Raw genomic sequence first — 12,923 nt, 5'->3', positions numbered from 1 at the left:
AATAATTATTCCATTCGGAATCTCTCCCTTGTTGCTATTGTTTCTAAGGAAGGAGGGGAAATAACAAGATGAAATTATTAAGTTTAAGTCGTTTAACGCTAAATAGCGTCATGATCGGCGGGGTTGCTGGGCTTTTGACTTGGAGCTTTTTAGCTATTGTCTCTTTAACGACTCACTTTTTATGGGATACGATACCGAGTGTGGTTCAAGTTCCATATTGGACCTTCATCGTGTGTTTAGTCGGAGGTATTTTGGTCGGAATATGTCAGAAGTACTTTGGTAATTACCCGCGTAATATGGAGGCTGTATTAGCAGAATTCAAGGCAACCAAAAGAATTGATTACAGTTCAGGATTGAAGAGTGCGATTACTGCGCTTTGTGTTCTTTCTTTTGGAGCCAGTCTCGGTCCCGAGGCGGCTTTGGTTGGCATTGTAGGCGGTCTTTCTACATGGGCAGGAGACGTGCTTAAAGCTAGAGTGAAGAAAAAACCTGTCGCCAATGAATATGGAGATATCATCATCGAGTACAGTGTTGAGACAACCATTGGTATGATTTTCAGATCCCCGTTTTTTGGTGTGACGACATTCTTTGAGGATCGGAAAGACCCTAGATTTATCAAGTTGATCAAGATACTTGTGTATACCATCACGACGGCTGCTGGTTTTGGTGTATTTGTATTTTTATCCAAAATCGATAACAGAAAATTTACGATAGCTGATTTTGGTCCGGCAAATATTGGTGGGAAAGAAATCATAGCGATCATCCCACTGATACTGATCGGGGTATTGCTGGCAAAATTGTATGGGTTTTTTGGATCTGTTTTTCATAAGGCACTCAAGCCGCTTGATCATTATACAGTCCTAAAAGCTGTGATTGGCGGATTAGCACTCGGATTAATAGGCACAGTGCTTCCTCTGACTTTATTCTCAGGGGAGCATGAGCTGACAGAATTAGCGGCAGACTGGCCCCAGATGTCCATTTATTTATTATTGATATTAGGTATTGTTAAGTTATTCTTAACCGAATTTTGTCTATCCACGGGCTGGCGCGGAGGACACATATTTCCTATTATTTTCGCAGGGGTAAGTATAGGGTACGCCATGGCGTCGATCTTCCCAATAGATCCCGTAACATCCATTGCTATCGTCACGACTGCACTTACCAGTGCGATACTCAAAAAGCCAATCGCCGTTGTATTGATTTTAATGATGATATTCCCATTCGAGCTAATTATCCCAATGATCATAGCGGCATATCTGCCGATCTATCTGTTCAAAAAGCTGAAATGGCTGCAGGATGCTGAAAATGTTACTTGAAACACAGAAAAAGAAGCTTCCAATCCACATCTGAAGTGGGTATGGAAGCTTCTTTGTTTTGGCTTGACCTTACTTATAATTAAAAATTTCCCTCACCACATTCTTCGCCATGGCAATCTTCTGAGGGTTCTGCTGATTCAGCATATATGTAATTTCCTGAATATCCGATTGTGATTTCTCGGTATTATCTTGATTGATCGGGGTGAAGAGCTGCGAGATGTCTACATCGAGCGCTTCCGCAATTTTGGCGAGGTTCAATAACGCGACGTTCTTCTCGCCTCGTTCAACCTGTCCGACATAGGAAAAGTGAAAGCCGCCTTTTTCGCCAAGCGCTTCCTGCGTTAAGCCTTTTTCTTTCCTCAGTTCGCGAATGCGCGCCCCAACCCGAAGAAGTACTTCTTTATCCGTCATTCCTTCCACACCTCTCTACTAGAAAGTGTAGATAAAATACGACCCATCATACACCATCATTTAAATATCATAAATTGTACTTATTGATATTATTATGTAGTATAATGGGATATAAAGGTAAGTATTTCCACGATTCGCCAAATCATAACCGCAACCGTTGAATCGTGCACTAATCCGAGTGGGAGCTGAAGCATGTGAATCATTCAACCATCCTTGATGAATGCAGAGATCATCGCTCAATCCAAGCTAAGACGATTAGGAAGCTGCAGCAGCTATCACAGCTCCACATCGACTCGGCGGCCTATTTTATGCATCCATCCTCTGTGCATGTGTGCATCTTGTTTAGCGACCGTGCGCTGGACTATATGCTGAAGGCGGTGTATATGAAAGAGAACAACTGCCAGGTTGCTCCAGCTTCATTATCTCATCATGATGTCATGCAACTCGCGGCAGCCGAGTCGATTCCGCATTTGGACATGGTCACGTTTATTCTCAACATTCACTATTTGGCAAGCTGCAAGGATATTTCACTGCTTCAGCACATGCACAGCTCTCATCTGGAGAAGATGCTGAACACGGTGGAGGACATACGCATGCACCTGTCCGCTCGAATCACAACGCAATGCACAGAATTGCATCAGGGGAGCTCTCCAATTTACCCTTGAACGACACGCGGTCTGCGTATACTCAATTTAACGCCGCCGAACCAGATCCCTGCACCGAAGAGAAGGGCGGAGAATCCGAACAGCCAGCCATAGCTGCTATCTGCGTACAACAATCCACCGACGACAGGACCTAACGCCATCCCTACAAAACGGATGAAGTTATATACCCCGATCGCTGTCGCCCGATCACGAACGAATTCCTCAGCTAGAATGGTCGTCTGCATTGGCATCGAGATGCCCGCCGTTATCCCGTACAGCGCCGTTGTGACAATTAATAGCGTTAAGGATATGGACGATAGTCCAATAAATCCAATCACGACAAGGAAATTGAGCAGACATGCTGCAATCAGACCTTTACGTGGCGGCACCATCGTCTGGATTCGTCCCCCTAAGAAGCTGCCGACCATTAACATGACCGACATCGGCAAGAAGACGAATCCGATCTGCTTCGAATCGAGTCCATAGCGATAGCTTAGAATATTCGGCAGGAAGACCAGGAAGTTATACAGCGTGAAAAATTGGGTGAACCCAATCAGCAGTAGGGCGGAGCCTATGCGATTCTTCATAATAGAGGTAAAGCTATCAAGCTTGAACCGTGTACCAACAGCACCCTCGGGCCGTGTCTCCGGCAGAAAGCGTACCGTAGCTAGTACGAGCAGCAACCCGAAGACGGCCAATAGGATAAATACACCGGCATAGGTGCCTATGACACCGCCGAGCGTCGGCCCGATGATAGGCCCAAGCGCCACGAACATCTGATACGTTCCCATCGCTTTGCCCCGGCTGTTACCTTCGAACAAATCGCCGATGACCGTCGCTGTCACGACCGATGTCGATGCAATGCCTATCGCTTGCAGTGCCCTACAGATCAACAGAACATAGATATTCGTAGCCACTGCACATCCGATGGAGGCGATCACGAATAGGGTTATCGTCGGAATGATGATGCGGCGGCGGCCTTTGGAGTCGACGAGGGGACCGTACACGATTTGCATGATGGCGGAGACGAACATAAAGATCGAGATGCTTATGTTGACCCCGTAATTCGACGTATGCAGTTGATTCACCATATCCGGCAGGATCGGCGTAATAATCGTCTGCGATAACGAGGCTAGGAACGTACTTAGCCCGAGCACATATAAGATCAGCATTTTTTTCATCAGAATCAACACCTTTCAAGGACTTACGGTTAACTCAATCATGACTTCCCGTTGTACATAGAAAGGTATCATGTGTATCCTTTTTCCGTCTTCCACTGCACGGATTATTTCTGTCACGGCATGGATTTCTTATTTTTAACGACATAAAAAAACAGGAGGAGCAGCTTGTGAAGGCTACCTCATCCTGTTCTCATCTTCATACATGCTGAGTCTTTAAGAGCTGGCTCGGCTTAACACCGTACTTCTCCTTGAAAGCAGCAGCGAAATATCCAGGGTTCGAATAGCCCACCGCATACGCCACTTCGGTAATATTCAATTGGCCTTGCTGCAGCAAGTAGAGTGCCCGTTCCAATCGCTTCTCACGCAAGTAGCCAAACACCGTCGTACCGAACATTTCCTTGAAGCCGGCTTTGAGCTTGAAGTCATTCAGGCCGACTTCCTTTGCGATCTCCATGAGTGTCGGGGGATTCTCCATGTTCTGAAGCAACAGTCGTTGTACGGCATGCAGCTTCACCGTGTCATCTCCGCGTAGTATGGAAGGCTTACCTATTGAATCGCTAGTGGAAGGACGCAGGAGAGACAAGAAATAAATTGCGAGGAGCTCTGTGACTTTGGCTTCCATATACATGCTCCTTATCCCTCGCGGATAAGGGCAGCGCAGCATTTGCCATAGGATGATCTGTACAGCAGGGTCAAGTGCCTCTTGGCAATAAGATCCGCCGTGCATCGCATCTACGAATCCCACATCCAGACTGAGGTCCGAAGAGAGCTGCTGCAGTAGCTCTTCGAATATGGGAGGGGGGATGCGAATTTTCAGAAAAGTCACCTGTACGCCGGCGACATATTTGATCCTCTTCCGTTGGTTCTTGGACGTTAGTTGATTGAAATTCACTACGGCCTGCTGCCGTACGCCGTCAACCGAATAATCGAAATGTCCATGGAGAAGGAAATTCAAATCGATAAAAGAAGACGAAGAAGTAAATTCGACCGCATCAGTCTCCTCCAGCTGAAAGTCCCAGGTGTGGATCTCAATACCGTTACGAAGCCGAATGCGTTCTATAGAGCCTTGGCCTATGATCTCGGGGATGCGTATTCTCTCCTCATCGGAAGGGGGGCTTGGCAGATGCATACGCTCCATCAATCCGTAGAAAATGGCAGGAAAAGCATTGGCGTTCATGTTCATCACCCTCTTGTTCTACATTCTATATGCCAAAAGTTGTTACTTTATTATATTTCTAATTGATAATCATTTTCAATAAAATGTGCTATAGTGGTTTACATTCCCGTTAAATTCCAACATACTAGGAATAGAAGGAAGGTAAATCGTGCAGGATAACATCGATTGCCATGGAAAGGTGTCGAATGGTGGTCAAATACGGTACAAGCTTACCTTTCATCTAGACAAGCGAATAAGGGAGAGTGATCCGAATGTTAAGTGAGAAGCTGCTCGCGAAGTTGAACGATCAAATGAATTATGAGTTTTATTCCTCGCAGGTATATCTGGCGATGGCGGCGTATTGTTCGTCGGAGAGTTTTGATGGATTTGCGAATTTCTTCATCATGCAGTCGGAAGAAGAGAAATATCATGGAATGAAAATTTTCCACTATATAAATACGTTGGGGAAACGCGCCGTTGTCAGCGGCATGGAGAATCCTCAGAATGAATACAGCTCCTTGCTGGATGCGTTCGAGCATTCCTTCGAGCATGAGAAGACGGTAACGAAGCGCATCTACAAATTATCCGATATCGCGTGGGATGAGCGGGAGCATGCAACGATCAACTTCCTCAAATGGTTCATTGATGAGCAGGTAGAGGAAGAAGCAACCTTCGATAGCATCATTCAGAAGCTGCGCCGCATCGACAACGATAGCAACGCGTTCTATATGCTCGATTCTGAGCTGGGTAAGCGCACGTTCACGCCAGGCGAAGAATAGGCCATACACCACTGAGAAGCTGTTTTCCCAATAGGGAAGGCAGCTTCTTCTGTATGCTCCGAGCTTATTTCTGCTTCACGAGAAAAAGTCCAATTCCAATCACGCCGACGCCAACCCATGTCTTCCAGTTGGGAACTTCGCGAAGGAACAGATACCCCATACCGATCGAGATCAGCACCTCGATGCATTTGGCAGTCACGAGGACAAAGCTAAGATTGTGAGCGGCTTTCACACCGAATTTCACGCCGTATCCGACACTTAGATTGGCTGCTAAGAATACCGGAATCATCATGAGCTGGAATTTGAAGGTGGTCCAGAACATTGGATCAATATGCTTGCTCTGATATGAGAAAATAAGGTTAATGACAGTTAGTCCTCCGAATAGGAGTACAACGCTATATAGGTAGAACATGACAACCTCCTGAAGAATACGTGCAAGTATCTTCTTAATGTTTCCTAGGTGCAACTTTCTTATCCCTATGCAGGAAAAATTGACGCTCTCTAGCGCCAACCCATTCTGGTACAATAGGGGGAGAGAATTTGATAAAACCTTATAGGAACGATGTTGATGATGAGAATAGAATTAGGACAACGAAGTATCGAATTTCATGTAGAATACGGACCACGCAAAAAGCTCTCGATCCATATCGACCCTTCGGGTCTCATGACGGTAAAAGCACCGAATCATACAAGCGACGATGTCGTGATGAGCGCGGTGAAGCAGCATGGAAGCAAGATTGTGAAGCAATTGCAAGCGATTGAGGCGGCTCGGACAGCCCCGAAGGTCAGAGAATATCAAGAGGAAGGCAAGTTCCTTCATCTCGGCAAATACCATGCGCTGCAAGAATTAATCGAGACGAATGGACGGACGGAAGACGAGCTTCAACGCGACCTGAAGAAGTTCTATTTCGCCAGCTGCAAGAAGGTGATTGGGGAACGGATCAAGATTTATCAGAAGCAGCTGAAAGTCACGCCGAAATCCTACATCATTGAGGAGTCCAGAACGAAGTGGGGGAGCTGCAGCTCGGCTAAGCATCTCACCTTCAATTACCGACTAGCGATGGCGCCCATCGAGGTGATCGACTATGTCGTCATTCATGAGCTCTGCCATCTCCTGCACATGAATCATGATCGATCCTTCTGGCGGCGCGTCGGAAGCGTCATGCCGGATTACAAAGCGAAAGAAGCGTTTCTCGCAAGGTATGGACAAGCTATGACGTTGTAATACCTTAAAGAATGAGTAGGAGAGGGGACGGTACTATGGACGGGAACAAAACGACGTATGAATCGATTGATCATTACATTTCAACCTTTCCAGCGGACATTCAGGAGATCCTGGAATCGATCCGACAGGTCATCCGAGAGGCCGCGCCCGAAGCGACGGAGAAGATCAGTTACCAAATGCCGACGTTTGCGCAGCATGGCAATGTGGTGCATTTTGCCGCGTTCAAGAACCATATTGGGTTCTATCCGGCTCCGAGCGGGATCGAGGAATTCGAGCAGGAGCTAGCTCCTTACAAGGCAGGCAAAGGGACGATTCAATTCCCGCTGGGCCAGCCGATGCCGATGGAACTGATCGCCAAGATCGTGAAGTTCAGGGTCGCGGAGAACCTCGCGAAGGCTGAACAGAAAGCGGCGAAGAAGAAAAAGTAATTGAACGAGTCCGAATCTCAGGTTGAGATGATTACAGAAATTAACATTATTTCATGAAAAATATAACAAATCTGGTGGTTCATCCGATATAGGTAAAGTGCACCTCCTTGAAGAAGGGGTACAACCTACCTAGAAAGGATGTATCGATAATGAAAAGTATTTCTACACTAATTAAGAAAACGTGTAGTGTGGTTCTACTCTGTTCACTGATGTTGACAGGTATCGGAACCTTAGCCTTAGATAAGGCGGCTGCTGCAACGGGGGATGCGTATGTCTATTATGTATCCGATAGTGATTTGTATCGTGTGAAAAGTGATGGTACTGGAGCACAACGATTGTTGAAAAGTTTTAATTTTGAAGGCACCGAGATGAAGCCTGCTGGAGACTATTTATATTTTGCATACAGCCAAGGATCAACGACGTTACTGCGTGTTCCTGTAGACGGATCGACGAATATACCAAAACGATTCTTCGATGATGCAATCTATTTTGAGACGGATCATAACTTCTTGTATTATATGGATAGTAAAGGGAAAATCTATCGCGCGCCAGCCAATGCGGTGGATAAATCCGAAGCCAAATTGATTGCCGATATGGCAGATACGAAATTCTCTGGTTTTGTCGTGGTTGAAGGTCGCGTCTATTATAATGCACTGAAAGACGGACGCAAGACTTGGGTGGCATCGAAGGCAGCTGATGGTACGGGACAAGTGCAATGGATTGCAGCAGGTGCTTTTGAGAAGCCTTGGGAAGCACGAGTTACGGGTTCAACCTTGTATTTCGTAGTAAATATCAAACCGGAAGAAGTCCAATACTCCACGAACAGTATCGTAATTTACGCCATGCCTGCCAAAGGCGGGGCAGCGAAAGCCGTTAATGCAAAAGCTCCACTTGATGTGAATGCGGCTTATTCCGGCTGGTGGGCTAACCATCTCTTTGTATTTAACAAAGGAATTAAGCTGAATGTAGATGGAGATTACGATTATAGTATCAGCAAAGGGACACTCTTGACCTCAGAAGGAAAAACGATTGATCTGCATAAATCTGGCGTGCCAGAGATTGCAAGTGTAGGAACAGATAAGCTCGCATTTGTTGATGCGGGTGGCCATGCTTATGTGAGTACGCTCAAGAATAATAAAGTCGTCAGCACCAAAACATTGCCCGTTACCGACGCTTGGTATGTTCGTAATCTCGTAACGGATAGTCAAGCAAGAGCGACCTTGATCTTTGCGGATAGTGGCGCATATTTGTTGAAGAATGATCTTTCATTGGAGAAAATCGTTGGCGTGGAATGGGATTATGTAAAATACAAAGATAATGTATCTGGATTTTTCTATATCAATGCTGGAGACAACGGACGATTGTACCATATGGCGGATGATGGTAAGACGAGTACAAAGCTAAGTGAAGAGACGATTGATCATATCGTTCTGATTGACAAACAATAAGGAGCAGAAGCTCACGGCTACGGAAAGCCGCCCTATACGCCAGCAATAAGCGGTGTATAGGGCGGCTTTCCGCCTTTTGCCTCAGTCTGGAGCGTTAATTCGAATTCATCCGGCAGGAGCTTCTCCCCTGTGCTCTGATCGAAGGTATTCGTTATAACCCCCGTCCCGAGAAGTGCTGCTGCACAGGTGGCTGCGATCTTTGTTAATAAGGTTAACGATGTGTTCTTCATCTTAAATTTCTCCTATCTTCGTTGTTGTTCATAGAAATAACAATCTCAACTTCGCCATTTGTGACAGGAAAAGTGAAAAACTTCAGCGATGAAGTTAAATAAAGCTTGCAGGTGACGCAGCGTCACCGAATACAATAGGAATCACGAGGAGGAGGAGTGCGTGATGCCGGAGGAACACCATTACTTCACAACGGGGCAACTTGCGAAGCGAACGGGGATGACGCTAAGAACACTTCGCTACTATGACAAGATCGGATTGCTGAAGCCGTCACAATACAACCATGCTTCTGTCCGCCTCTACAGTAAGGAAGATGTGGCACGGCTGCACAAGATCCAGATGCTTAAGTACATCGGGTTGTCCCTGGCCGAGATCAGACAATTCATTCAAGATGACACCACCCCCGAACAAGATCTGGGAAGTTCATTGAAGATGCAAAAAGAAATCATCCAATCTCAAATCGCTCATTTACAATACGTATCCAAAGCCATTGATGAAGCACTGGGGAAGGTGGATGAACAGGGACAGCAAGTCGATTGGGAAGGTGTAGCGGACGTGATGCGAACGATTCATAAGGAGAAGGACTGGAGTGAGCAGTACCATAATGCGGTGCGGCTGCAGGCGAGAATGCGATTGTATGATCAGTTTAGTTCGAACAAGACGGGATGGCATCGGTGGTTCTTCGAGCATCTGGGCTCGCTTCCCCATCTCAAGGTACTGGAGCTCGGCTGTGGTGATGCGGCCTTATGGCGAAGGAATACAGACCTCATTCCAGAAACCTGGAGCATTACGCTTACGGATCTATCGGCAGGGATGCTTGAGCAGGCGCGGATGAGCTTGGGTGCTCACAGCGGACGGTTCAAATTTCTGCTTGCCGACGCCCAGGAGATTCCTTTCCACGACAACGAGTTCGATATCGTGATCGCCAATCACATGTTGTATCATGTGCTCGATATGAATCGTGCCATATCCGAGATGCACCGTGTGCTGAAACCTGGCGGGTGCTTGTACGCCTCTACGATGAGCACGCGTCATCTGCAAGAAATCGAGCAGTTGACCCGAGCGTTCGATCCGCAAATTCAGGTGCTTGACCCTGTGATGGAACGCTTCCAGCTTGATAACGGAAGAGATACGCTGCGGGCTGCGTTCACCGAGATCGAGCAGATCCGGTTCGAGGATGATATGCGGATCGATGAGGTGCAGCCGCTCATCCAATACATAACTTCTACGCCGATGAATGCGAGGAAGGTTCTTGTCGGCACCAAGCTCGACCAATTCACGACTTATTTGAAGGGTAAGATTGCGGAACAAGGCAGTCTCTACATCACGAAGGATACGGGATTCTTTTTGGCCAGAAAAACGGATGAGGATAAGGGGAGATCGGGATGATACCGAACATTGAAATCGTGAAAGAAGAGATATTATCGAACAATTGGTATGTGCTGAAAAAAATGACCTTCAAGTATCAGAAGCGTGACGGCAGCTGGGAAACGCAAGCTAGAGAAGCGTATGACCGTGGCAACGGCGCTGCGATTCTGTTGTATAACCGGGAGAAGCAAACCGTCATTCTGACCCGGCAATTTCGGATGCCGACGTATATGAACGGCAATGAGACGGGTCTGCTTATTGAGGCTTGTGCGGGGCTGCTGGATAAGGACTCGCCGGAGGACTGCATTCGCCGTGAGACGGAAGAGGAAACCGGCTACCGAGTATCCAACGTGCACAAGATTGGGGAGGCTTATATGTCCCCGGGATCGGTGACGGAAATACTCTATTTCTTCGTGGCAGAATATACGCCGCATATGCAGACGGGTCAGGGCGGAGGCGTAGAAAAAGAGCAGGAAGAGATCGAAGTGCTGGAGCTGCCCTTCGGACAAGCCCTGAACATGGTGGAGAACGGTGAAATACGTGATGCGAAAACGATCATGCTGCTTCAATATGCTCAGCTGCACGGGTTGCTTCATCCTGTGAGCCAACCTCAGCATATCCTAATCGCGGGGCCTTATCGTTCCAATACGGGAGACGATTCGGAGCTAATCGAGGCCAATATGCGGCTGATGAATGAAGCGGCCTTGCGCGTGTATGAGATGGGGCATCTGCCGGTTCTCGGCGAATGGTACGCCCTGCCGCTCATGGAGACGGCCGGTTCGCAACGTATCGGAGATGAGATATTCGAGCGGATGTTCCACCCATCGGCCGTTCGGCTGTTATCCCATTGTGATGCAGTTCTTAGAATAGGAGGACCGTCCAAGGGTGCCGACGAGATGGTAAGAACTGCTGAGGCCAAGGGGAAAAGGGTATACCTTGATCTCGATGAAATACCAGTACTGGCTTAGGTAGGTGTCGCATCAACAAAAGCAGCGCAAAACTGGAACAATACAGTTTTGCGCTGCTTTTATCTGTTATTCAACTCCCTCGGTACCATCATCCATAAATGAATGAGGCGAGGGTCATCAGAAACCCTCTATTACAATTTTTCCAATAGAGGCTCCGGATTCTAGTTTGGTATGTGCTCTCTTCAAGTTTTCGGCATTGATTGGAGAAATTCGCTCTGCTAATGTAGTTTTAATTTTCCCGCCGTCAATCCAATCTGCTACATCATTTAACAAGTTGTGCTGCCCGATCATATCACTTGTTTGGAAAATGGGGCGGGTAAAGATGGTTTCCCAAACAAACGTAACACTTTTGTTCTTCAATAGTTGAATGTTTAGTAATTCTTCTGTTTCAACAATAGAACATATTTTTCCTTGGGGTGCAATCGCTTCGGCCATATTTGCCCAGTGCCGCTCTGTCGTGTTGAGGCAAAAGATATAATCCACAGAATCAATACCTAGCTCGTGTAGTTGCGGGATGAATTCTTCGAAATGGTTTATCGTGAAGTCGGCCCCCAAGTCTTTTACCCATTGTATCGATTCCAGACGTGAAGCTGTACCAATGACTTTGAGACCCACTAGTTTTGCTAATTGGATTGCAATTGACCCAACCCCACCGGCTGCGCCTACAATAAGAATCGTTTTATCATCATTTTGATTGGGATCATGACTGATCAGAAGTCTGTCAAACAGTCCTTCATAGGCTGTAATCGTTGTTAAGGGAAGCGCTGCGGCTTGTGCAAAGTCGAGTGATGTAGGCTTTTTCCCCACAATTCTCTCATCAACCAAATGATACTCACTGTTCCCGCCTTGTCGCATAAGACTTCCCGCGTAATAGACCTCATCACCAGGACTAAACAATGTACATTCAGGACCCGTCTCTTCTATAATACCTGATACATCCCAACCTAGGATTCTTGGGGTGTCCTCTATTTTGGACTTAGAGGAACGCACCTTATAGTCAACCGGATTTACAGAGATTGCTTGTACCTTAACAAGAAGTTCCTTGCCGATTGGAGATGGTTTTTGAAGTTGAAGATCCAACAGGCTATCAGGGTTTTCAATTGGGAGGTAACGGTAAAGACCGACTGCCTTCATCATTTGATGATCACTCATTTTTTTTCATCCTTTTAAGTGTAATGTCTTATGAATGAATTATATAGTGTATAATTTAAATGATGAAGTACGCATATTTTTAGTATATAGTATTAAAAATTATACTATTGGAGAGATCAAGGATTATGGGAGATCGAATAAATAAGCAAGGACCAAGTACTGAAGGATGTCCGGTAGGAACAACATTGAATGTCATTGGAGGGAAATGGAAAGGGATAATTCTTTATCATCTTCTTGACGGTACAAAAAGGTTTAATGAATTTCGGCGTCTCTATCCGGACATTACACAGTTTATGCTTACCTTGCAGCTGCGGGAGCTTGAGCGGGATGGTATCATTCACCGTGAAGTTTACAAAGAGGTACCTCCAAAAGTAGAATATTCACTAACCGATTTTGGAAAAACGTTGACACCAATCATATTGTCCATGAAAGAATGGGGTGAGACGTATAAGATCAAACTTAATGAAGCTGGAACACAAAGCGATGAAGATACTCAATGACTGTACGGATTTAAGCTTAAGAAAATATAACCCCCACATCCTATGGTCAAGACCCCATTTTATAGACACTGAATAAAGCCCTAGGCTGTAAGCTGCTTCCGGTACTCTACCGGAGGCAG

The 12,923-nt window shown here is 46.3% G+C and carries 15 protein-coding genes; 9 read left to right on the top strand and 6 right to left on the bottom strand.

Features of this window, described 5'->3' with window-relative positions; all coding sequences use genetic code 11:
* Window positions 1-68: 68 nt before the first annotated feature.
* The gene (locus AC3WU2_RS26070) at window positions 69-1,316 is read left to right on the top strand and encodes a chloride channel protein (RefSeq protein WP_492457877.1); all 1,248 of its coding nucleotides are present in this window, start codon (window positions 69-71) and stop codon (window positions 1,314-1,316) included.
* A 69-nt stretch (window positions 1,317-1,385) separates the two neighbouring features.
* Here AC3WU2_RS26070 and AC3WU2_RS26065 read toward each other — a convergent pair whose 3' ends face one another.
* The gene (locus AC3WU2_RS26065; RefSeq protein ID WP_379349210.1) at window positions 1,386-1,727 is read right to left on the bottom strand and encodes a helix-turn-helix domain-containing protein; all 342 of its coding nucleotides are present in this window, start codon (window positions 1,725-1,727) and stop codon (window positions 1,386-1,388) included.
* A 194-nt stretch (window positions 1,728-1,921) separates the two neighbouring features.
* Between AC3WU2_RS26065 and AC3WU2_RS26060 the strand changes: the two genes are divergently transcribed.
* On the top strand, window positions 1,922-2,392 hold the full coding sequence (locus tag AC3WU2_RS26060; RefSeq protein ID WP_492457876.1) for a hypothetical protein: 471 nt from the start codon (window positions 1,922-1,924) through the stop codon (window positions 2,390-2,392).
* On the opposite strand, the gene AC3WU2_RS26055 is transcribed toward AC3WU2_RS26060, so the two are convergent.
* Window positions 2,383-3,552 (bottom strand): MFS transporter, encoded by a 1,170-nt coding sequence (locus tag AC3WU2_RS26055; protein WP_492457875.1) that lies wholly within the window; start codon window positions 3,550-3,552, stop codon window positions 2,383-2,385. The genes AC3WU2_RS26060 and AC3WU2_RS26055 overlap by 10 nt on opposite strands.
* A 196-nt stretch (window positions 3,553-3,748) precedes the next feature.
* Window positions 3,749-4,729, bottom strand: coding sequence for a helix-turn-helix transcriptional regulator (locus tag AC3WU2_RS26050; protein WP_492457874.1), 981 nt, complete (start codon window positions 4,727-4,729; stop codon window positions 3,749-3,751).
* Window positions 4,730-4,980: 251 nt separating this feature from the next.
* Between AC3WU2_RS26050 and AC3WU2_RS26045 the strand changes: the two genes are divergently transcribed.
* A complete protein-coding gene (locus AC3WU2_RS26045) occupies window positions 4,981-5,487 on the top strand; it encodes a ferritin (RefSeq protein WP_492457873.1) in 507 nt (168 codons plus the stop codon).
* 64 nt (window positions 5,488-5,551) lie between these two features.
* On the opposite strand, the gene AC3WU2_RS26040 is transcribed toward AC3WU2_RS26045, so the two are convergent.
* Window positions 5,552-5,899 (bottom strand): hypothetical protein, encoded by a 348-nt coding sequence (locus AC3WU2_RS26040; protein WP_492457872.1) that lies wholly within the window; start codon window positions 5,897-5,899, stop codon window positions 5,552-5,554.
* A 159-nt stretch (window positions 5,900-6,058) separates the two neighbouring features.
* Between AC3WU2_RS26040 and AC3WU2_RS26035 the strand changes: the two genes are divergently transcribed.
* The 3 genes from AC3WU2_RS26035 (at window position 6,059) to AC3WU2_RS26025 (ending at window position 8,588) form a co-directional block, all read left to right on the top strand.
* The gene (locus AC3WU2_RS26035; protein ID WP_492457952.1) at window positions 6,059-6,712 is read left to right on the top strand and encodes a M48 family metallopeptidase; all 654 of its coding nucleotides are present in this window, start codon (window positions 6,059-6,061) and stop codon (window positions 6,710-6,712) included.
* Between the two features lie 35 nt (window positions 6,713-6,747).
* A complete protein-coding gene (locus tag AC3WU2_RS26030) occupies window positions 6,748-7,140 on the top strand; it encodes an iron chaperone (protein ID WP_492457871.1) in 393 nt (130 codons plus the stop codon).
* Window positions 7,141-7,289: 149 nt separating this feature from the next.
* On the top strand, window positions 7,290-8,588 hold the full coding sequence (locus AC3WU2_RS26025; RefSeq protein ID WP_492457870.1) for a DUF5050 domain-containing protein: 1,299 nt from the start codon (window positions 7,290-7,292) through the stop codon (window positions 8,586-8,588).
* Between the two features lie 32 nt (window positions 8,589-8,620).
* Here the strand turns inward: AC3WU2_RS26025 and AC3WU2_RS26020 are convergent, their stop codons facing one another.
* The gene (locus AC3WU2_RS26020; protein WP_492457869.1) at window positions 8,621-8,818 is read right to left on the bottom strand and encodes a hypothetical protein; all 198 of its coding nucleotides are present in this window, start codon (window positions 8,816-8,818) and stop codon (window positions 8,621-8,623) included.
* Between the two features lie 163 nt (window positions 8,819-8,981).
* On the opposite strand from AC3WU2_RS26020, the gene AC3WU2_RS26015 reads away from it, so the two are divergent.
* Window positions 8,982-10,205 (top strand): MerR family transcriptional regulator, encoded by a 1,224-nt coding sequence (locus AC3WU2_RS26015; protein WP_492457868.1) that lies wholly within the window; start codon window positions 8,982-8,984, stop codon window positions 10,203-10,205.
* Window positions 10,202-11,152, top strand: coding sequence for a GDP-mannose pyrophosphatase NudK (nudK, locus tag AC3WU2_RS26010; protein WP_492457867.1), 951 nt, complete (start codon window positions 10,202-10,204; stop codon window positions 11,150-11,152). The genes AC3WU2_RS26015 and nudK overlap by 4 nt, the downstream gene beginning before the upstream one ends.
* 117 nt (window positions 11,153-11,269) lie before the next feature.
* On the opposite strand, the gene AC3WU2_RS26005 is transcribed toward nudK, so the two are convergent.
* The gene (locus AC3WU2_RS26005; RefSeq protein ID WP_492457866.1) at window positions 11,270-12,304 is read right to left on the bottom strand and encodes a zinc-binding alcohol dehydrogenase family protein; all 1,035 of its coding nucleotides are present in this window, start codon (window positions 12,302-12,304) and stop codon (window positions 11,270-11,272) included.
* A gap of 125 nt (window positions 12,305-12,429) precedes the next feature.
* On the opposite strand from AC3WU2_RS26005, the gene AC3WU2_RS26000 reads away from it, so the two are divergent.
* Window positions 12,430-12,804 (top strand): winged helix-turn-helix transcriptional regulator, encoded by a 375-nt coding sequence (locus AC3WU2_RS26000; protein WP_492457865.1) that lies wholly within the window; start codon window positions 12,430-12,432, stop codon window positions 12,802-12,804.
* Window positions 12,805-12,923: the final 119 nt, after the last annotated feature.

This window comes from Paenibacillus sp. EB106-05-06-XG162 (genome assembly GCF_058791655.1).
Note: the sequence above shows the minus strand (reverse complement) of the source record. Positions and strands in the feature narration are given on the sequence as shown.

Excerpts from the sequence above, each read along its gene's own strand:
- AC3WU2_RS26045 (WP_492457873.1), top strand. The coding sequence starts at position 4,981 with ATGTTAAGTGAGAAGCTGCTCGCGAAGTTGAACGATCAAATGAATTAT.
- AC3WU2_RS26025 (WP_492457870.1), top strand. The coding sequence starts at position 7,290 with ATGAAAAGTATTTCTACACTAATTAAGAAAACGTGTAGTGTGGTTCTA.
- AC3WU2_RS26000 (WP_492457865.1), top strand. The coding sequence starts at position 12,430 with ATGGGAGATCGAATAAATAAGCAAGGACCAAGTACTGAAGGATGTCCG.
- AC3WU2_RS26035 (WP_492457952.1), top strand. The coding sequence starts at position 6,059 with ATGAGAATAGAATTAGGACAACGAAGTATCGAATTTCATGTAGAATAC.
- AC3WU2_RS26070 (WP_492457877.1), top strand. The coding sequence starts at position 69 with ATGAAATTATTAAGTTTAAGTCGTTTAACGCTAAATAGCGTCATGATC.
- AC3WU2_RS26050 (WP_492457874.1), bottom strand. The coding sequence starts at position 4,729 with ATGAACGCCAATGCTTTTCCTGCCATTTTCTACGGATTGATGGAGCGT.
- AC3WU2_RS26015 (WP_492457868.1), top strand. The coding sequence starts at position 8,982 with ATGCCGGAGGAACACCATTACTTCACAACGGGGCAACTTGCGAAGCGA.
- AC3WU2_RS26065 (WP_379349210.1), bottom strand. The coding sequence starts at position 1,727 with ATGACGGATAAAGAAGTACTTCTTCGGGTTGGGGCGCGCATTCGCGAA.
- nudK (WP_492457867.1), top strand. The coding sequence starts at position 10,202 with ATGATACCGAACATTGAAATCGTGAAAGAAGAGATATTATCGAACAAT.
- AC3WU2_RS26020 (WP_492457869.1), bottom strand. The coding sequence starts at position 8,818 with ATGAAGAACACATCGTTAACCTTATTAACAAAGATCGCAGCCACCTGT.
- AC3WU2_RS26055 (WP_492457875.1), bottom strand. The coding sequence starts at position 3,552 with ATGAAAAAAATGCTGATCTTATATGTGCTCGGGCTAAGTACGTTCCTA.
- AC3WU2_RS26005 (WP_492457866.1), bottom strand. The coding sequence starts at position 12,304 with ATGAGTGATCATCAAATGATGAAGGCAGTCGGTCTTTACCGTTACCTC.
- AC3WU2_RS26030 (WP_492457871.1), top strand. The coding sequence starts at position 6,748 with ATGGACGGGAACAAAACGACGTATGAATCGATTGATCATTACATTTCA.
- AC3WU2_RS26040 (WP_492457872.1), bottom strand. The coding sequence starts at position 5,899 with ATGTTCTACCTATATAGCGTTGTACTCCTATTCGGAGGACTAACTGTC.